This window comes from Reyranella sp. (genome assembly GCF_044224635.1).
Lineage (GTDB): Bacteria > Pseudomonadota > Alphaproteobacteria > Reyranellales > Reyranellaceae > Reyranella.
Genome location: NZ_JBGAKA010000021.1, coordinates 1 through 18107, shown reverse-complemented (window position 1 = coordinate 18107; position 18107 = coordinate 1). Strand labels below are relative to the sequence as shown.

20 protein-coding genes are annotated in these 18107 nt (G+C 67.2%); 9 read left to right on the top strand and 11 right to left on the bottom strand.

Features of this window, described 5'->3' with window-relative positions; all coding sequences use genetic code 11:
• Positions 1 to 26 precede the first annotated feature (26 nt).
• The 3 genes from ACILR9_RS19000 to ACILR9_RS18990 all read right to left on the bottom strand — a co-directional run bounded on the left by ACILR9_RS19000 (position 27) and on the right by ACILR9_RS18990 (position 2844).
• Positions 27 to 827 carry an ABC transporter permease gene (locus ACILR9_RS19000; RefSeq protein WP_395711523.1) on the bottom strand — a complete coding sequence of 267 codons (801 nt, stop codon included), beginning with the start codon at positions 825 to 827 and terminating at the stop codon, positions 27 to 29.
• Complete coding sequence (locus ACILR9_RS18995; protein WP_395711522.1) at positions 824 to 1666, bottom strand: ABC transporter permease; 843 nt, start codon at positions 1664 to 1666, stop codon at positions 824 to 826. Before ACILR9_RS18995 ends, ACILR9_RS19000 begins: the two co-directional genes overlap by 4 nt.
• Before the next feature lie 71 nt (positions 1667 to 1737).
• Entirely contained in the window at positions 1738 to 2844 is a 1107-nt protein-coding gene (locus tag ACILR9_RS18990; RefSeq protein WP_395711521.1) for an extracellular solute-binding protein, read from the bottom strand.
• A gap of 200 nt (positions 2845 to 3044) precedes the next feature.
• On the opposite strand from ACILR9_RS18990, the gene ACILR9_RS18985 reads away from it, so the two are divergent.
• Positions 3045 to 3464 (top strand): hypothetical protein, encoded by a 420-nt coding sequence (locus ACILR9_RS18985; RefSeq protein WP_395711520.1) that lies wholly within the window; start codon positions 3045 to 3047, stop codon positions 3462 to 3464.
• A gap of 40 nt (positions 3465 to 3504) precedes the next feature.
• The gene (locus tag ACILR9_RS18980) at positions 3505 to 4233 is read left to right on the top strand and encodes a hypothetical protein (protein ID WP_395711519.1); all 729 of its coding nucleotides are present in this window, start codon (positions 3505 to 3507) and stop codon (positions 4231 to 4233) included.
• A gap of 232 nt (positions 4234 to 4465) precedes the next feature.
• Here ACILR9_RS18980 and ACILR9_RS18975 read toward each other — a convergent pair whose 3' ends face one another.
• Positions 4466 to 5248: an IclR family transcriptional regulator gene (locus tag ACILR9_RS18975; RefSeq protein ID WP_395711518.1), complete on the bottom strand. Its 783-nt coding sequence runs from the start codon at positions 5246 to 5248 to the stop codon at positions 4466 to 4468.
• Positions 5249 to 5313: 65 nt separating this feature from the next.
• Between ACILR9_RS18975 and ACILR9_RS18970 the strand changes: the two genes are divergently transcribed.
• Genes ACILR9_RS18970 through ACILR9_RS18960 form a run of 3 tightly spaced genes read left to right on the top strand, consistent with a single transcriptional unit; the run spans position 5314 to position 9026 of the window.
• Entirely contained in the window at positions 5314 to 6873 is a 1560-nt protein-coding gene (locus ACILR9_RS18970; protein WP_395711517.1) for an acyl-CoA synthetase, read from the top strand.
• A 20-nt stretch (positions 6874 to 6893) separates the two neighbouring features.
• Positions 6894 to 8033, top strand: a complete 1140-nt coding sequence (locus ACILR9_RS18965; protein WP_395711516.1) for a MaoC family dehydratase N-terminal domain-containing protein — start codon at positions 6894 to 6896, stop codon at positions 8031 to 8033.
• Positions 8034 to 8057: 24 nt separating this feature from the next.
• Complete coding sequence (locus tag ACILR9_RS18960; RefSeq protein WP_395711515.1) at positions 8058 to 9026, top strand: Bug family tripartite tricarboxylate transporter substrate binding protein; 969 nt, start codon at positions 8058 to 8060, stop codon at positions 9024 to 9026.
• Positions 9027 to 9218: 192 nt separating this feature from the next.
• Here ACILR9_RS18960 and ACILR9_RS18955 read toward each other — a convergent pair whose 3' ends face one another.
• A complete protein-coding gene (locus ACILR9_RS18955) occupies positions 9219 to 10094 on the bottom strand; it encodes a LysR family transcriptional regulator (protein ID WP_395711514.1) in 876 nt (291 codons plus the stop codon).
• Positions 10095 to 10202: 108 nt separating this feature from the next.
• On the opposite strand from ACILR9_RS18955, the gene dapA reads away from it, so the two are divergent.
• Positions 10203 to 11078: a 4-hydroxy-tetrahydrodipicolinate synthase gene (gene dapA, locus ACILR9_RS18950; protein ID WP_395711513.1), complete on the top strand. Its 876-nt coding sequence runs from the start codon at positions 10203 to 10205 to the stop codon at positions 11076 to 11078.
• Between the two features lie 114 nt (positions 11079 to 11192).
• Here dapA and mscL read toward each other — a convergent pair whose 3' ends face one another.
• The 3 genes from mscL to ACILR9_RS18935 all read right to left on the bottom strand — a co-directional run bounded on the left by mscL (position 11193) and on the right by ACILR9_RS18935 (position 13069).
• Positions 11193 to 11615 carry a large conductance mechanosensitive channel protein MscL gene (gene mscL, locus ACILR9_RS18945; protein ID WP_395711512.1) on the bottom strand — a complete coding sequence of 141 codons (423 nt, stop codon included), beginning with the start codon at positions 11613 to 11615 and terminating at the stop codon, positions 11193 to 11195.
• A gap of 30 nt (positions 11616 to 11645) precedes the next feature.
• Entirely contained in the window at positions 11646 to 12584 is a 939-nt protein-coding gene (locus ACILR9_RS18940) for an AEC family transporter (RefSeq protein WP_395711511.1), read from the bottom strand.
• Between the two features lie 74 nt (positions 12585 to 12658).
• Positions 12659 to 13069, bottom strand: coding sequence for a hypothetical protein (locus ACILR9_RS18935; RefSeq protein WP_395711510.1), 411 nt, complete (start codon positions 13067 to 13069; stop codon positions 12659 to 12661).
• Positions 13070 to 13147: 78 nt separating this feature from the next.
• Between ACILR9_RS18935 and ACILR9_RS18930 the strand changes: the two genes are divergently transcribed.
• The 3 genes from ACILR9_RS18930 to ACILR9_RS18920 are packed head-to-tail and all read left to right on the top strand — an operon-like array spanning position 13148 to position 15408.
• The gene (locus tag ACILR9_RS18930; RefSeq protein ID WP_395711509.1) at positions 13148 to 14014 is read left to right on the top strand and encodes a sulfurtransferase; all 867 of its coding nucleotides are present in this window, start codon (positions 13148 to 13150) and stop codon (positions 14012 to 14014) included.
• 27 nt (positions 14015 to 14041) lie between these two features.
• Positions 14042 to 14335 carry a DUF1330 domain-containing protein gene (locus ACILR9_RS18925; RefSeq protein WP_395711508.1) on the top strand — a complete coding sequence of 98 codons (294 nt, stop codon included), beginning with the start codon at positions 14042 to 14044 and terminating at the stop codon, positions 14333 to 14335.
• The gene (locus tag ACILR9_RS18920) at positions 14335 to 15408 is read left to right on the top strand and encodes a hypothetical protein (protein ID WP_395711507.1); all 1074 of its coding nucleotides are present in this window, start codon (positions 14335 to 14337) and stop codon (positions 15406 to 15408) included. Before ACILR9_RS18925 ends, ACILR9_RS18920 begins: the two co-directional genes overlap by 1 nt.
• 170 nt (positions 15409 to 15578) lie before the next feature.
• Here ACILR9_RS18920 and ACILR9_RS18915 read toward each other — a convergent pair whose 3' ends face one another.
• The 3 genes from ACILR9_RS18915 to groES all read right to left on the bottom strand — a co-directional run bounded on the left by ACILR9_RS18915 (position 15579) and on the right by groES (position 18072).
• Positions 15579 to 15980, bottom strand: a complete 402-nt coding sequence (locus tag ACILR9_RS18915) for an NUDIX domain-containing protein (RefSeq protein WP_395711506.1) — start codon at positions 15978 to 15980, stop codon at positions 15579 to 15581.
• Positions 15981 to 16060: 80 nt separating this feature from the next.
• Positions 16061 to 17698 carry a chaperonin GroEL gene (gene groL / locus ACILR9_RS18910; protein WP_395711505.1) on the bottom strand — a complete coding sequence of 546 codons (1638 nt, stop codon included), beginning with the start codon at positions 17696 to 17698 and terminating at the stop codon, positions 16061 to 16063.
• 56 nt (positions 17699 to 17754) lie between these two features.
• Positions 17755 to 18072 carry a co-chaperone GroES gene (gene groES / locus ACILR9_RS18905; RefSeq protein WP_395711620.1) on the bottom strand — a complete coding sequence of 106 codons (318 nt, stop codon included), beginning with the start codon at positions 18070 to 18072 and terminating at the stop codon, positions 17755 to 17757.
• Between the last annotated feature and the right edge of the window lie 35 nt (positions 18073 to 18107).

Sequence of the window (18107 nt, the reverse complement as noted above, 5' to 3'; positions counted from 1 at the left end):
TGCTCAGGATGAAGGTCGAAGTGCCCTCACCCTGCCCGCGCGCGGCGGCGCAGGTACAGCAGATGGGCGATGATGAACAACAGCGTCAGCACGATGAGGACCGTCGCCATCGCCGCGACCGACGGGCTGATGTTGTCCTGGATGCCGTCCCAGATCTTCCTGGGCAGGGTGTAGACCCGCCGGCTGGTGATGAACATGGTCACCACAAGCTCGTCCCACGAGGTGATGAAGGCGAACACCGCGCCGCTCAGGATGCCCGGCCGGACCGATGGCAGCACCACGCGCCATAGGGCGGAGCCGACCGTCGCGCCCAGGCTGCGCGCTGCCTGCTCGAGGCGGACGTCGAAATTGGCGAGCGACGCCGACACCGCGATCACGACATAGGGCACGCCCTTCAGCGCGTGGGCGATGATCAGGCCGGGGTAGCTGTCGATGAGGCCGAACTGCACCCAGGCCTGGTAGAAGCCCAGCGCATGCACGATCGACGGCACGATGATCGGCGCCAGCATGAGGAACCGGATGGCTTCCGACAGGCGCGAGGAGATGCGCCAGCAGCCGATGGCGCACAAGGTGCCGAGCAGGAGAGCGAGCACGGTCGAGCTCGAGGCGACGACGACGCTGTCGAGCACGCTGTTGCGCCAGGCCGGGTCGACCAGGATCGCCTGGTAATGGCGCAGCGACCAGCCATCGGTCGGCAGCGAGAGGTAGCGGTTGGCGGTGAAGGAGACCGGCACCACGACGGTCACCGGCAGGATCAGGAACAGGAGGCCGATCCAGGCGATGAAGCTCGCATTCGAGCGGCCGGCGGCGAGCGGGTCGGGGTTCACGCCTTGGCTCCGAAGACTTCGCGCAAATTGGCGAAGCGCGACAGCAGCGCCAGGATGGCGATGACGGCCAGCAGCAGCGCGCCCGCCAGCATCGAGCCCGTGCCCCAGTTCAGCGTATCGAGGACCTGCACGGCGATGTATTCGGCGATCATCACCGTCTTGCCGCCGCCCAGCAGCGCCGGCGTGATGTAGAAGCCGAGCGAGAAGATGAACAGCAGGATGCCGGCGCTGACGATGCCGGGCAGGCTGAGCGGCAGGAAGACCCGCCAGAAGGCGCCGAAGCGGCTGGCGCCGAGGCCGCGCGCCGCCGGCACGAGGCGCGGATCGATACCCTGCATGTTGGCCCAGATCGGCAGCACGGCGTAGGGGACGAGATAGTGCACCATGCCGAGCACGACGCCGAACTCGTTGCGGGCCAGCGGCAAGGGAGAGTCGATCACGCCCAGCGTCATCAGGGCGCTGTTCACCACGCCGCGGCTCTGCAGCAGCGTGATCCAGGCGAAGCCGCGCACCAGCACCGACAGCCAGAACGACAGCAGCACGATGAACAGCATCCAGAGTCGCGTCGACGGCCGCGCCTGCATCATCGCGTAGGCGATGGCATAGCCCACGACCAGGGCGACCGCCGTCGTGATCAGGCAGATCCTGAGCGTTGTCAGCAGGATGCGCTGGATGGCCTCGCTGGTGAGCAGCCGCTCGTAGTTGCCGAAGCCCGGCGCCGGCACGGTGACGCTGAGCCACAGTACCTTGAACAGCGGATAGAAATAGAAACAGGCAAGCACGGCGAGCGGCACCAGCACGAACGCCCAGTAGGTCCGCCTCGCCTTGGCCGAATCCATCACTTATCTCATTCTCCTCCCCAGCTTCGCCGGGGAGGAGAATGAGAAGAGGCCATGAATTCCTCGTGTCGTCAGGACACCGCCTCGATGTAGGCGGTGAGCGCGGCGGCGCTGTTCTTGGCGTACCACTCGACATCGGCCGGAACCTGCATGGCGTAGTTCGCGGGCGAGCCGGGGTCGATCGGCCGCAGGTCCTCCGGCACCATCGGCGCGGCGGCGGGATTAACCGGGCCGTTGCCGAGCAGCTTGAACAGCTCGACCTGCCGTCCCGGGTCCTGTGTCGAGGCCATGAACTTGAAGACATCCTTGCCGGCCGGATTGTTCTTTGGAACGATCCAGGCGCCGACCCACAGCGACGCCTCGTTGAAGTGAAAGTCGATCTTCTGCTTGCTCTCGCGCCGAAGCACCGTTGCCCGGGTGTTCCAGAGATTGGCCATGACCACTTCCTTGTCGCGCAGCACCTGCTGGCTTTCCGCGCCGGTGCTCCAGAAGATGCAATGCGGCTTCAGCTCCTTGATCTTGGCGAGCGCGCGCTTGAGGTCGATCGGATAGATATCCTTGGGCGGCACGCCGTCGGCGAGCAGCGCCGCCTCGAGCTGGCCGTCGATGTGCTTGCGCAGGGCGCGCTTGCCGGGGAAGTCCTTGACGTTCCAGAAGTCCTTCCAGGTCATCGGCTTGCGCCCGCCGAACGCATCGGCTTGATAGGCCAGCACGTTGGAGTAGACATAGCTGCCGCAGCCCCACTTGCCGGCATGCTCGGGCCGGAGCTTGTTGCGGTCGACGACCATGTAGTCGATCTCCTGCAACAGGCCCGGCTCGCCGAGCTCGAGCGCCGCCGTCAGGTTGCGATCGCAGATGTCCCACGTCGTGTTCTTCGCCTCGACCATCGCCTTGATCTTGGCCGACGACGGGAAGGTGCCGTCGATCACCACCTTGGTGGCCGGCACCTGCTTCATGTAGGGCTCGCCATAGGCCTGCCCCATGGCGGTGACGGCATCGCCGCCGGCATTGGCCAGCACGATCTCCTTGGCCTGCGCCCAGGCTGTGCGGCCCACGGCGGTCGTGGCGCCGAGCAGGATCGCGCCCTGCAGGAAGCGCCGGCGATCGATCGCCCGTTTTGCCAGCTGCTCGCCCAGCAGCGCGACGCTGTCTTCCGAATGGGTCTGATGTCGGCTCATGTCCGCCCCCTCCTGTTGAAGCCCCGCCGCCATTCTTCACGGCCCTGTCACACGCTTCAATCCCGCAACACGATGATCAGTCACGAGCCGCCGCGCGCCGACATGGCACGAAGCTTGCGGCGGCGACCCTCCCCAAAACTATGATTTGTGATTCGTGCGGGCTTGAGCCTAGCATGACCGCGTCAACGTCGGGAGGATCGATGGCCAAGGGGCGTCAGTCATTGCGCAATCTGGCGAAGTTGCTGCCGTCCGGAGCGGCCGGACTTTCGATGAGTCTTGCCTGCGCCGATGCCTCGGCCATGGCCGTTGGCGAACCTGCGACCAAAGATGCTGCATCGGTGAACGAGCGGCTGGAATCCATCCGTCGTGACGTGACGAGCGTCATGGAGCAGTACGCCAGGGATCGCGAGCCCGTGGTCGGCGTCGATCCCGAAGAGCGCCTCGCGTGGTGGGGCAACGCCTGGCGCAATGGCGGCGGCGGCTGGCACAATGGCGGATGGGCCAATGGCGGCGGTGCCTGGCACAATGGCGGCTGGGCCAATGGCGGCGGCGCCTGGCACAACGGCGGCTGGGCCAACGGCGGCGGCGGCTGGCACAATGGCGCCTTCCGCAATTGGTAGGCCTCGGTCCCCTGCTCGCGGTTCAGACATCGAGGCTGCCATGATCCCGCTGAAAGCTCTCACCCTGGCCGGCCTGCTGGCTGCAACGATGCTGAGCGCTCCGGCGCTGGGACAGCAGCAGCAGTCCGGTCCGCCGCCCGGCCAGCAGGGCGGTCCGCCGCCGGGCTATGGCGGCCCGCAATCGGCTCCACCGTCCGGGGACGGTCCCCCTTCGCCGGTGCTGATCGTGACCAGCGTCGAGGTCCTGCGTTCCGAGCGCGGGCCGGGCGGCCTCGACCTCGTGCGGGCCCGCGGCCTCGTGACGTCGGGCGGCTGGGGCCAGCCCCACCTGTTGCCGATCACCCAGGGGCGACCGCTCGACGGCGTGCTCGATCTCGTGTTCCAGTCCACTGCGCCCGGTAGCGCCGCACCGCTCGGACCGTTCTTGCCGGTGGAGGCCATTCTCCAGGTCGAGCCCGGCCATCCCTACTCGGGCGTTCGCGTGCGCGCCGCCAACAACGTGGTCGCGCTCAAGGCCATGCCTGGTTATGCCGAGACGGCACCGCCCAAACAGGACTGCGCCAAGTGCATGGGCAAGCACTTCGTCGCCAAGGGGGCCGGCCTGCCGGCGGGAGCCACGGCGGAAAATTCGGTGCGCGAAGAGGACCTGCCCTACAAGCTACGCGTCATCAAACCGACCGACGGCATCGCGAGCTACACCCTCGACGCCAACCGGCTGACCCTGGTGCTGGCGGAGGACGGCCGCATCATCGACGCGGCCTGGGATTGAGATAGCCGGGAGCGCTCCCTCTCGTCCTTGTTCCCAACTTTGCTGGCGAAGTGTCCGCGTAATCGCGGCGGTTTTCTCTTTCTCCTCCCCACGCAAAGCGTGGGGAGGTGTCTCGGTAATCCGAGACGGAGGGGTCATGAGCCTCAGTCTCGCTGCTCATGACCCCTCCGCCCCCGCTTACGGGGGCACTTCCCCAGCGAAGCTGGGGAGGAGAAAGAGGAGCGCGCCAGCTCTAAATCATCTGCGAAGCTACCGTCGCGGCGGCGCGCTGCATGTCGCGGACCAGCGCCAGCGACGCCTCGCGTCCCAGGCGGCTGCCGAGGCCGACGGCAGCGAGGGCGTGGCTGATCGTTCCCTGCGCATTCAGGATCGGCACGGCGGCGATGGTCACGCCGGCGATGTAGTTGCCGCGATCGATGCTGAAGCCGTGGCGGCGCGCCTTGTCGACCTCCCTGCACCATGACTCGTAGGTCGGCGGATCCTCCCAGCGCAGCGCGCGGAACCGTTTCTCGACCTCGGACCACGGCTGTCCGGTGAAGGCCGCCACACAGCGGCCGGTGGCGCTGATCAGCGCTGGAAAACGGCTGCCGACATCGACATGCATACGCACCGGCGCCTGCGCCCGCGACAAGGCGACCACCAGCATGTGATCGAGGTCGGAGAGCTCCACGCCGATCGCCGTGATGCCATGACGTTGCGACAGCAGATCGAGCTCGGGCTGCACGATATTGCGAAAGCCGCTGTTCTCCAGCACAGCGCGCGCCAGCGGCAGCATGCCCGTGCCGAGGCCGTACTTGCGCGACACCGGGTCGAGGCTGACCAGCTGCTCCGACACCAGCACCCGCAGGATGTGCAGGGCCGTGCTGGGCACGATCTCGAGCGACTCGGCAATCGCCTTGACGCCGAGCGGCGTGCGCGCGCGGCCGAGCAGGCGGAGGATGGCGATGGCGCGGCTGACAGCCGGCACCGGCCGCACGCGCGACCCCGCGGCGGCGCGTTTTGGTTTGTTGGACATTTTTGTACATATACAAACATATACGCTATTGTACAAGCAGAGCCGGTTGGCCATAGTCACCCCCGATGACCAGGCTGACCGAGTACACGAGCTATGCCGACGCGCAGGCGCAGTTTTCGCCCGCGCGACTGTGGGATCTGTTCGACGGCGATCGCCGGCATCTCAACATCGCGCACGAATGCATCGACCGTCACGTCGCTGTCGATCGCCCCGCCGTCATCGTCGTCCATGCCGAAGGGCCCGACGAGATCATGAGCTATCGCGAGATTTCCGAGGGCTCGGCGCGCTTTGCCAACTATCTCCTGGCCCAGGGCATCCGCCCGGGCGACCGCGTCGCCATCATGCTCGACCCGTCGCGCGCCTTTTACGTCGCGCTGTTCGGCACGATGAAGGCGGGCGCGATCGCCGTGCCGTTGTTCACCCTGTTCGGCCCCGACGGCGTGGCGCTGCGCATCGAGGACTGCACGCCACGCCTGCTGATCACCAACGAGGCCAAGGCGGCCACCGTGGCGCCGCGCGCCGACCTTCGCGTCGTCGTCGCCGACGCGGCCTTCATGACAGGCCTCGATGCGTTCGCGCCATCCTTCACGCCGGCCACCGAGGCCGATTCACTGGCGATCTTCCAGTATACGTCGGGGACGACCCGCCAACTGCCCGAGGCGGTCAAGCACTCGCACCGCGCCCTGGTCACGGTGATGGTCGCGGCACTCTACGGCACCGGCCTGCGCCCTGGCGATCGTTTCATTTGCCCGTCCTCGCCGGCCTGGGGGCACGGCCTGTGGCACGGCACGCTGCCGCCGCTCGCCATGGGCCTCACGGTCGGCGTCTATGCTGGAAAGTTCGACGCCGAACGGCTGCTGCGCGCCCTTGAGGAGCACCGCTTCACCAACATGTCGGCGGCGGCCACGCACTACCGCATGATGCGAACCTCCGGGGCCGCCGCGCGCTATCGCTACGCCATCGAGAAATTGTCCTTCACCGGCGAGCCGATCGACAGCGAGACCGCCCGTTTCGTCGAGGCGACGTTCGGCCGGCCAGTGTGCAGCATGTACGGCACGACGGAGATCGGCGTGATCCTGGTCAGCTATCCGGGCGCCGCCGATTTCGTGGTCAAGCCCGGCTCGCTCGGCAAACCGGTGCCAGGCAGCCGCGTCGAGGTGCACGATGCCGCCGGCAATCCCTGCCCGCCCGGCGTGACCGGCGAGCTCAAGGTCTGGCGACGCAACAGGTGGATCGCGACCAAGGATCTCGGCCGCGTCGACGAGGACGGCTACTTCTTCCACGGCGGCCGGGCCGACGACGTGATCATCTCGGCCGGCTGGACGATGAGCGCCGTCGAGATCGAGGACGCCATCCTGAAGCATCCCGACGTGCGCGAGGCCGCCGCGATCGGCGTGCCCGACGCCTTGCGCGGCCAGGTCGTCAAGGCGTTCGTCGTCGCCCGGCGCGCCGGCGACGAGACGTTCACGCGCGAGATCCAGGATCGGGTGCGCCAGCGTCTCAGCCAGCATGAGTATCCCCGCCTCGTCGCCTTCGTGGCGGAGCTGCCCAAGACGCCGGCCGGCAAGGTCAACCGCAAGATCCTGCGCGAGCGCGAGAGCAGCAGCGCCGACGCGACCACTTGAGCCATTCCGAGGAGAAGCCGATGCCCGATACGACAGAACGCCGATTTCCCAAGATTACCGAGCAAGGCCTCGACCTGCTGCGCAAGCGCATCGGCGTCAAGATCGGCACCACGATCGAGCCGTGGTGCCACGAGGCGACGCGCGACAATATCCGCCACTACGCGCACGGCATCGGCGACGACAATCCCCTGTGGTGCGTGCCGGAGTATGCGGCGAAGACCAGTCACGGCGGCATCATTGCCCTGCCGAGCTTCCTGTTCAGCACCAGCCGCATCATCTCGGGCTATGTCGGCGGCCTGCCCGGCATCCACGCCATGTGGTCGGGCGCCGACTGGACGTGGCACAAGGCGGTGCGGCGCAACGACGAGATCTCGACCGATGCCTGGCTGAAGGACGTGATCGAGCACAACACGCGCTTCGCCGGCCGCGCCGTGCAGCAGATCTATCATGTTGACTTCTTCAATCAGCATGGCGACCTGGTCGCCGAGGCCGACAGCTGGTGCTTCCGCACCGAGCGCGACCACGCGCGCGAGCAGGGCACCAAGTACCAGGGGCTGAAAGCGCGTCCCGTTCGGCGCTACAGCGACGCCGAGCTGGCCGACGCCTACAAGCTCTATGCCGAGGAGCAGATCCGCGGGGCGACGCCGCGCTACTGGCAGGATGTCGCCGAGGGCGAGGCGCTGCCGGTGATGCTCAAAGGTCCGATGACCGTCACCGGCTTCATCGCCTACGCCCAGGGCTGGGGCGGTCTCTACATTCGGGCCAACAAGCTGGCCTGGAAGCTGATTGACGCGCATCCCGGCACCGGCATCAAGAACCGGTTCGGCATCCCCGACTGTCCGGAGCGCGTGCATTGGGAAGAGGAATTCGCCCACGAGGTCGGCGCGCCCGGCGCCTACGACTACGGTCCCGAGCGCTGCTCCTGGCTCACCCATCAGCTCACCAACTGGATGGGCGACGACGGCTTCCTCCGCCGCGCGACCTGCAAGATCCGCCGCCACAACCCGGCGGGCGACATGCTGTTCATCAGGGGCAAGGTGAAACGCAAGTACGTCGAGGACGACCGCCATCTCGTCGAGATCGAGCAAGAGGCGCGCAACCAGGACGACGAGCTGTCGATCCTGGGCAACGGCGTGGTGGAGTTGCCGAGCCGCACCTGAAACCGAGCGACACCGGAGGAAACAATGCGAATGAAGATCGTCGGGCTGGCCGCCGCCATGCTGGCCACGCTGCTGGCCGCCGTGTCGGCGTCAGCCCAGACCTATCCCGCCAAGACGGTGCGGATCATCGTCCCCTACCAGGCCGGCCAGGGCACCGACGTGATGGCGCGGTACTTCGCCGAACGCCTGACCAAGGCGCTGGGCCAGACCTTCTACATCGACAACAAGCCCGGCGCCGGCGGCAACATCGGCACCGAAGCGGGTGCCCGCGCCACGCCAGACGGCTACTCGCTGACCATGGGCACCAACGGCACCCACAGCATGAACGAGTTCCTCTATCCGTCGACCGGCTTCGACCCGGAGAAGGATTTTGCGCCGATCATCCTGATCGGCATGCTGCCGATGGTGATCGCCGCCAATCCGTCCTTCGCGCCGAGCTCGGTGGCCGAGCTGATCGCGACCGCCAAGGCGAAGCCCGACAAGATCGACGTCGCCCTGCCCAGCACGACGGCCCGCATGGTCTTCGAGCTGCTGAAGGCGCGCAGCGGCGCGCCGCTGTTCGGCATTCCCTACAAGGGCTCGGCGACCGCGCTCACCGAGGTCACGGGCGGCCAGGTGCAGACCCTGGTCGACACGGTGGCGGCGGCGCGCGGCCAGATCGCCGCCGGCAAGCTGAAGCCGCTCGGCATCACCACGCTGAAGCCGAGCGAGCTGCTGCCTGGCGTGAAGACCGTCGCCGAGCAGGGCCTGCCCGACTTCGAAGTGACCGGCTGGATGGCGCTCTACGCGCCCAAGGGAACGCCTGCGCCGGTGATCGAGACCCTGAATGCGGAAGTGGCCAAGATCCTGGCCGATCCCGAGACGCGGGCGCGCATGCTGCAGCTCGGCGTCGAGCCCGCCGGCGGCGCGCCGCAACAGCTGGCGCAATTCGAGCAACGCGAGCGCGCCAAGTGGGGTCCCTTGATCAAGGCGGCCGGCATCAAGGGCGATTGAGCGCCACTGTCAGGGTCGGAAAAAGACGGGCCCGGAGTCACACGCTCCCATCGTGCGGCTCCGGGCCCGACGCCCCCTCGGCAATCCTGCGGAAGAAGGTTCTGATCCGCTGCTTCCGTCTCGATCCGCTTCTTCCGTCTCGATGGCCGCATGATACGGAAGCCGCTGCCGACGAGACAGCGCCGGATGGTATCAATTGTTGTGTGGCCGTCGGTTGCGCTCGGCGAAGCTCGCGCGAACATGGTCGGCGAGATCGCGCGCGGCCGGGCCAAGGCCGGGCGGTGCGTAGAGATTGATGCGGAACTCGGGCAGCGCCGGCAGGCGGGCGTCGCGACCCAGGATGTCGAAACGCTCGGGCACGGAGGAGCGCAGCAGCGGCGCCACCGCCAGTCCCGCCTCGATCGCCGCATAGACCGGCTCCATGCGACTGACCTCGCACACCGCGCGCCAGTCGCGGCGCGCCTTGCCCAGCGCCTCGACCGCGACCGGCCTGAACACGCAGGTCGACGCGCCGAGCGACACCGGCAGCGGATCCTTGAGATGGGCGTCACCGCCCGGCACACCGACCCAGACCAGCCGATCGGTGCGCAGGGTCTCGCCATGCCGGCCGCACTCGCGCTCGGTGGTCAGGGCGAGATCGACCTGCCCGGCAGTCAGCTGCTCGCGCACGATCCGCGAATCCTCGCAGACCAGGCTGACGCGGACGAGCGGCTGGGCCTTGGCAAAGCGGCGCAGGATGGCCGGCACGAAACTCGCGATGATGTCGTAGGGCACGCCGAACCTGACCTCGCCTTCGAACGACGGCGTCCGCATCGACGACCACACCTCGTCGTTGAGCGCCAGCAGGCGGCGCGCCTGGGCCAACAGCCGCTCGCCGGCCGGCGCCAGCACGAGCCGGCGGCCAGCACGCTCGAACAGGCGGCAGTCGAGCGATTCTTCCAACCGCTTGACCTGCTGGCTGGCGGCTGCCTGCGAGACGCCGAGCGCCGCGGCGGCGCGGGTGACGCCGCCGGCATCGACGATGGCGGTGAAGGCCCGAAGGAGCGAGATGTCGAGGTCGTTGCGCATGCCGAACACATAAGCATATCAGAATGAATATATCAAAAACATTAGATTTTTTTATTGATCGAAGCCTGCCACTCTGTGGTTCGACTTCCTGGCAAAGGGGCTCCGCACATGATCACTGGCCTTTGGCTGCCGCTCGTCACGCCGTTCAAGGACGGCGCCGTCGACTATGCGAGCTACGACCGACTGATCGAGCACTACATTGCGCTCGGCGTCGACGGCCTGTTCCCGCTCGGCACCACCGGCGAGCAGCCGACCCTCGACGAGCCCGAGATCGACCGCCTGGTCGAGCGCACGGTGGCGCGTGCCGCCGGCCGGGTGCCGGTGTTCGTGGGCGTCGGCGGCAACGCCACGCACAAGGTCGAGAAGGCACTGCGGCGGCTCGAGCGGCTTGCCTTCGAGGGTATCGTCTCGGTCTGCCCGTACTACAACCGGCCGAGCCAGGACGGCCTGGTCACCCACTTCCGCCGCATCGCCGGCGCCACCGACCGCCAGATGCTGATCTACAACATCCCCTACCGCACCGCCGTGAACCTCTCGAACGAGTCGCTGCTCGAGCTGGCCCAGGTGCCCAACATCGTCGGCGTGAAGGACAGCTCCGGCAGCATCGCCCAGTCGCTCGACCTGCTGGCGCGCAAGCCGCCAGGCTTCTCGGTGCTGACCGGCGAGGATGCGCTGTTCTTCACCATGATGGCCAACGGTGCCGAGGGCGGCATCCTGGCGGCCAGCCATGTCATGACGGAGCGCTTCGTCGAGGTCACGCGACGGTTTGCGGCGAACGATCTCGCCGGCGCCCGCGCCGCCTGGGCGCCGCTCGCCGGCATGGTTCCGCTCCTGTTCGCGGAGGCCAACCCGATGCCGATCAAGCATCTGCTGTGGCGGCAAGGGCTGATCGCGTCTGCGGAGTGCCGGTTGCCCCTGACCCGGATCTCCGACGGCCTCGCCAAGCGGCTCGATGCTTTCGTCGGCGAGCGGCTGGCAGCCTAGCACACTGCCCGACATGGCAGAGATACAGCCGCCTGGCCAAGCTGGTCGGCCGGACCTTCGTTGCCCGCCGGACCGGCACCGTCGACGCAGGTATCTCGCTCGCCTGCTGGCCGGCTAAGCCCTCGCCTTCAGCAGATCGCGGATCTCCGTCAGCAGCTCCTGCTCCTTGGTCGGCGGTGCGGGTGGCGGCGGGGCCGCCTGTTCCTGGCGCAGCAAGCGGTTCATCGCCTTGATCACCAGGAACAGAACCCAGGCGATGATGATAAAGTTCACCGTGACGGTGATGAAGCTGCCGTAGCCCAGAGCGGCGCCGGCCTTCTTGGCGGCGTCGTAGTTGGAGGCTTGGCTGGCCGCCGGCGTGAGGCCGATGAAGTAATTGGTGAAATCGAGCCCGCCGAACAGCCTGCCGATGACCGGCATGATGACGTCGTTGACCAGAGAGTCGACGATCTTGCCGAAGGCGGCGCCGATGATGACGCCGATCGCTAGGTCGACGACGTTTCCCCTCAGAGCGAATTTCTTGAATTCCTGGAGCATGGTTGTCCTCTGCGGTTGCACAGCACCCTGTCACGCCACGCGCAACCATACCAGCAAAGCAGAAACCGTGATCACCGAGAAGGCTGTCGAGATCAGAACGGCGGCGGAATTCTGCTCGACCGATATGCCAAACTGGCAGGCCAGCACGAAAGCGTTGGCGGCGCTGGGCAGGGCCGCCATGAGGATCGCGATCCGGCCGGCGATCGACTGCAGATCGAGGAAGAACGGCAGGATCAGCAGGATGAGCAGCGGCTGCAGCACCAACTTGATCACAGTGGCCATGCCCGCCTCCACGAGGCCGCTGCGCACCGATTGATCCGACAGGAAGAGGCCGATGGCGAACAGCGCGCAGGGGGCCGCCGCCGCCCCCAGGAGATCGAGCCACTTTTCCACCGGGCTCGGCATCGGCAATTGAACCGCCGAGGCGGCAATGCCGAGCGCCATCGACAGCGGCAGCGGGTTGCGCGCCACCTTGAAGGCCGCCCGCAGGAAGGTGCGCAACGGACCGTGGCCGGCGGCGACCTCCAGCTCGACCAGCATGACGCCGATCACCATGCAGAGAACCGAGATCACGATCACCGACAGCATGGCGGGCGGCAGGCTGCGCTCGCCGAACGCCGCAAGGCAAAGCGGCACGCCCATGTAGCCGACATTGCCCCAGGCCGCGGCGATGCCCTGCAGGCTCATGGCCGCCAGGCTGGTGCGGCCCGCGAGCCGCGTCGACAGCATGCCGAGGGCGAAGGTCGCCAGGACCGTGAGGCTGAGGCCGGCGATCAGCGGCGGGTCCAGCACGGCTGCCACGGGGGCGCGGGCCAGGCTGCCGAAGAACAGCACCGGCAGGGCGAAGTAGCTCACGAAGGCGTTGAGCGCCGCGCTCGATTCGGCGCCCAGGATGCGCCAGCGGCCGGCCAGCCAGCCGGCCAGGATGATGCCGAAGATCGGCAGCGCGACGTTCAGAATGGCTTGCACGACGACCTTCCTTGCAGTTCCAGTGACCGATTAACAATTTGACATAAATGGCCCATACGCCATAAAATTTGTTCCTAAATCGAGGCCGTACCGTCCCCTTCCGCGAGCGGCCCGGGAGTGATTTTCATGCGTCTCTTGATTGCCGGTCTGGCCGCCCTCGCGGCCGTCTCGTTTGCTGCCCCCTCGTTCGCCCAGGATGACCCCTCGGCGGCCCCGACTCCGACGCCCAAGGCCAAGTCTTCGACCAACTGCCAGAGCCAGAAGAGCGCGTCGGCGCGCAATTCGTGCCTGAAGAGGGCCCAGACATCGACGCCCAAGGCCGTGCCTTCGACAACGTCGAAGAAGGCAAAGAAGACGACAACGACTCCGGCCACCACCCCTGCCACCGCCAAGCAGCCGGAGACCAGCCAGATGACGCCTCCGCCGAGCGCCGCGCCTCCGGCCGCTGCCTCGGTACCGCCGTCGACAGGCGGAACGGTCGCCATTCCGCCGCTGCCGCAGAAGACCATCTAGCTTTTGCCGCCGGCGGAGTAGAGTTCGCCCTCCCAACCAAGGGGGGCGATATGCCGGCTCATTCTGCTGCCTTGATCCAGACCGAGGAATTCGCCCGTCGCATGGGTGCGCCGGCGCTGCGGGTTTTCGACTGCACCGTCTACCTCAAGCTCGGCCCCGACGGCCGCTACGTCGCCGAGAGCGGGCGCGCCAACTATGACAGGGGCCACATCCCGGGCGCCGCCTTTCTCGACCTGCAGGCCGAACTGTCCGACAAGCGCTCGAAGCTGCGCTTCACCCTGCCGCCGCTCGACGAGCTCACCAAGGCGTTCGCCGCCAAAGGCATCGGCCATGGCACCTCCGTGGTGCTCTACAGCCATGCCACCCCGACCTGGGCGACACGCATCTGGTGGATGCTGCGCGCCGTCGGCTTCGACGACGCGGCCATTCTCGATGGCGGGCTCGACAAGTGGAAAGCCGAAGGACGTCCGCTCGCAACCGAGGAGACGATCCATCCGCCGGCCACCCTCACCCTGCGCGGCCGCCCCGAGGTCTTCATCGACAAGACGGTGGTGAAGGCCGCGATCGGCCAGGCCGGCACGCTCACGCTCAACGCGCTGAGCCACGACCAGCATGCCGGCCGCGGCGGCGTCACCTATGGCCGTCCCGGACGCATTGCCGGCTCATCCTGCGTGCCGGCGGCGAGCCTGGTCGGCCCCGACAAGACCTTGAAGCCGATCGCCGACCTGCGGGCCGCCTTCGATGGAGTCGGCGCGGCGCCGGACAGGCGCGTGCTGGTCTATTGCGGCGGCGGCATCGCGGCCTCGCTCGATGCCTTCGTGCTGACGGCGCTGCTCGGCCACACCAACGTCGCGGTCTACGACAATTCCATGCAGGAATGGTCGAACGACGCCAAGCTGCCGATGGAAGTCGGCTGACCAATCCCGTTCGAAGGAGGAAATATCGTGCCCGCCTACATGATCGTCGAGGTCGAGACGACCGACGAAGCCCTGATGGCCGAGTACCGCAAGCACACGCCCGGCCTGGTCGCCAAGTTCGGCGGCAAGTTCATCGTGCGCGGCGGCAAGACCCGCACGCTCGAAGGCGGCTGGAGTCCGCCTCGCATGGTGGTGCTCGAGTTTCCCGACATGGCGTCAGCCGAGCGCTTCTACGATTCGCCGGAATACGAGCCGGTGCTCGACATGCGCCTGCGCGCCGGCAAGTCGAGGGCAATCCTCGTCGACGGACACGACGGCTGATGGCGCCATCGCCGTCGGAGCTGGCCGCCTATCGCGCGGTCGGTACGCTCTACAACGCGCTGATGACGGCGCTTATCCTCGGGCTGATCATGCGCCGCGGCGAGGCGACGGCGCGCGATTACGTGTTCCGCCACTTCCGCCGTCAGCATCTCGAGAAGTTCCTGCCCGGCCTGCAGAAGCTCGGCCTGGCGGATCAGCCGGATGCCCCCGCGTGCGCGCTCTACCACTACCATTCCAACGCGCTGGGCGGCGTCAAGACGGGTTACCTGCGCGAGAGCGACCGCAAGGCGTGGGTACGCTATCCGCCGCCACGCTGGATCTGGCGCGGCACCGCGATCGCCGCCGTGCCGCATTCTGTTTCGGCCGCCATGCTGCACGGCTGGCACGGTCACAACGGCGTCTCGCTCGGCAATCCCGCCCTGGGCTTCGTCTGCACCGGCATGACGGTCGACGGCATGCCCGGGCTCGAAGGCTACTACTGCGACTACGGCCGTCCGATCGCCGAGGACGAGCGCGTGCGCTTTGCCTACGGCACCGAGGAGATGCCGCGGGTCGACTGGCAGCGACAACCAGCCCTCGAGACGGCGAGCTGGCCCGAGGAACGCCGCCAGCGCACCTTCCGCGCCTACGCGCTGGAATACCTGCGCACCATGCTGCCCACCCTACAGGAGCTGCTGGGCGCGCCGGAGGCGCAGCAGGAGCTTGGCCGCACGGCGCGCCTGATCGGGTTGCAGTTCCATGAGCAGACGGCGCGTGACATGGACCTGCCGACCGATCTGGAGCGCGGCGATCGCGCCAGCGCGCAAGACTTCGCGCGCTGGCTGACCGCGGTCTTGCGCGCCCAGGGCGAGGACGTCGCGACGCAGGAGAACGACGATGCCATCGTCGTCACGCAGAGCGGATGGCGCGCTGTCCGCGATCTTGAGCTGGCAGACCCGTTGAAGGCGTTCGACGGCTACAACGAGCTGTGGCTCGGCGCCGCCGCCGCGCATGACCGGTTTCTGCGCGTGCAAACGGCCCGCCGCCTCGACGACAGGGGCTGGCACGTCAGCTGGACGATCACGGGGCGGTAGACACCCGTTCATCACAGGGAGCGCGCCGCGCAAGACGGAGTAGTCTCCGCCGCCGTGGCGTTCATGGCCGGGAGCGGCGACTCCGTGGCGCTCAACGGATAGCGGACACAGCGATGGCGATCGGAAGAGAGCCTGAGCGCCACGGCGTGGCGCGCTCCCGGAGATGAGTCTTATGTCGGGAGCAAGGCCCGCCGCACAGCCGCGAGATAACCATCCGGCAGTCGATGCCCTGCGATCATGCCGTCGCCCAGCTCATCGACGGGCAACCAGCGCGCCTCGAGATGCTCGACGCTGAGCACGGCCTCTGCATCCGCCGTCACGTGACAGGCAAATGCCACGATGCGCACGAACCGTCCGGGCAGCACCTCGAACAGGTGCTCGCCGAGCGCTGCGCCGACATCGACGGTGAGGCCAGTTTCTTCCATGACCTCGCGGCGCAGCGCGGAGCGAGGTTCCTCGCCGGGATCCGGCCGGCCACCCGGCAGATCCCATTCGCCGCGCCCGTTCAGCAACAGCAGGACGCGGCCGTCACGCATCAGCACGCCCTTGATCGAGGTCGGCAGCTCATCCATCGGACATCTCGCCTCGGTCAAAGAAGAAAGGCCGGGGATTGCTCCCCGGCCCTTCCGCAATTTCCAAAGACGGGCTGGACTTAGAAGTCCATGTCGCCGCCCATGCCGCCGCCCGGCGGCATCGCCGGGGCCTTCTTCTCCGGCTTCTCGGCGACCATGGCTTCGGTCGTCACCAGCAGGCCGGCCACCGAGGCGGCGTCCTGCAGCGCGGTGCGCACGACCTTGACCGGATCGATGATGCCCGACTTCACCATGTCGACATAGTCGCCCTTCTGGGCGTCGAAGCCGAAGTTGGAGTCCTTCTGGTCGAGCATCTTGCCCGCGACCACCGCGCCGTCGAAGCCGGCGTTCTCGGCGATCTGGCGGACCGGCGACTGCAGCGCGCGGCGCACGATCTCGACGCCGACCTTCTGATCGTCGTTGGCCGTGCGCAGCTTGTCGAGCGCGCGGATGGCGTAGAGCAGAGCAGCGCCGCCGCCGGCGACCACGCCCTCCTCGACCGCCGCCTTGGTGGCGTGCATAGCGTCGTCAACGCGGTCCTTCTTCTCCTTGACCTCGACCTCGGTGGCGCCGCCGACCTTGATGATCGCAACACCGCCGGCGAGCTTGGCCAGGCGCTCCTGGAGCTTCTCGCGGTCGTAGTCCGAGGTCGTCTCCTCGATCTGGGCGCGGATCTGGCTGATGCGGCCCTCGAGGTCGACCTTCTTGCCCGAACCGTCGACGATCGTGGTGTTCTCCTTCTCGACGAGGACCTTCTTGGCCTTGCCGAGCATGTCGAGCGTGACGTTCTCGAGCTTGATGCCGAGATCCTCGGAGATCAGCTGACCGCCGGTCAGGATCGCCATGTCCTCGAGCATCGCCTTGCGGCGATCACCGAAGCCCGGCGCCTTGACGGCAGCGATCTTGAGGCCGCCGCGCAGCTTGTTGACCACCAGGGTGGCCAGCGCCTCGCCTTCGACGTCCTCGGCGACGATCAGCAGCGGCTTGCCCGACTGCACCACCGCCTCGAGCACCGGCAGCATCGCCTGCAGGCCCGACAGCTTCTTCTCGAACAGCAGGATGTACGGCGAGTCGAGCTCGGCGATCATCTTGTCGGCGTTGGTGATGAAGTACGGCGAGAGATAGCCGCGGTCGAACTGCATGCCCTCGACGACGTCGAGCTCGGTCTCGAGGCTCTTGGCCTCCTCGACCGTGATCACGCCCTCGTTGCCAACCTTCTTCATCGCCTCGGCGATCATCTTGCCGATCGACCTGTCGCCGTTCGCCGAGATCGTGCCGACCTGCGCGACCTCGTCGCTGCCGGTGATCTTCTTGGCGTGCGACTTGATCGAGTCGACGGCCGCTTCGACCGCGATGTCGATGCCGCGCTTGAGGTCCATCGGGTTCATGCCGGCGGCAACCGACTTCACGCCCTCGCGCACGATCGCGGCGGCGAGCACGGTGGCCGTCGTCGTGCCGTCACCGGCGACGTCGTTGGTCTTGCTCGCAACCTCGCGCACCATCTGGGCGCCCATGTTCTCGAACTTGTCGGCGAGCTCGATCTCCTTGGCGACGGTGACGCCGTCCTTGGTGATGCGCGGCGCACCGAAGCTCTTGTCGAGCACGACGTTGCGGCCCTTCGGGCCCAGCGTCACCTTCACGGCATCGGCGAGAATGTCGACGCCGCGCAGCATGCGCTGGCGGGCGTCGCCGCTGAAGCGGACTTCCTTGGCTGCCATTGCTTAATCCCCTCTATGGATGGATGTGTCTGGAATGATTGATTGATGAACGACGATCAGGCGGCCTTCTTGGCAGCGCCGGCGGAACCCTCGAGGATTCCCATGATGTCGCTCTCCTTCATGATCAGCAGCTCGTCGCCGTCGATCTTGATCTCGGTGCCCGACCACTTGCCGAACAGGATGCGATCACCCTTCTTGACGTCGAGCGGCACCAGCGTGCCCTTGTCGTCGCGGGCGCCCGGTCCGACGGCAACGATCTCGCCTTCCATCGGCTTTTCCTTGGCCGTGTCCGGAATGATGATGCCGCCCCTGGTCTTCTCTTCCTCCGCGACGCGCTTGACCACGACGCGGTCGTGAAGCGGACGGAACTTCATGTTCTTCCTCCAATATCCGTTGAGCCCGAAAAATC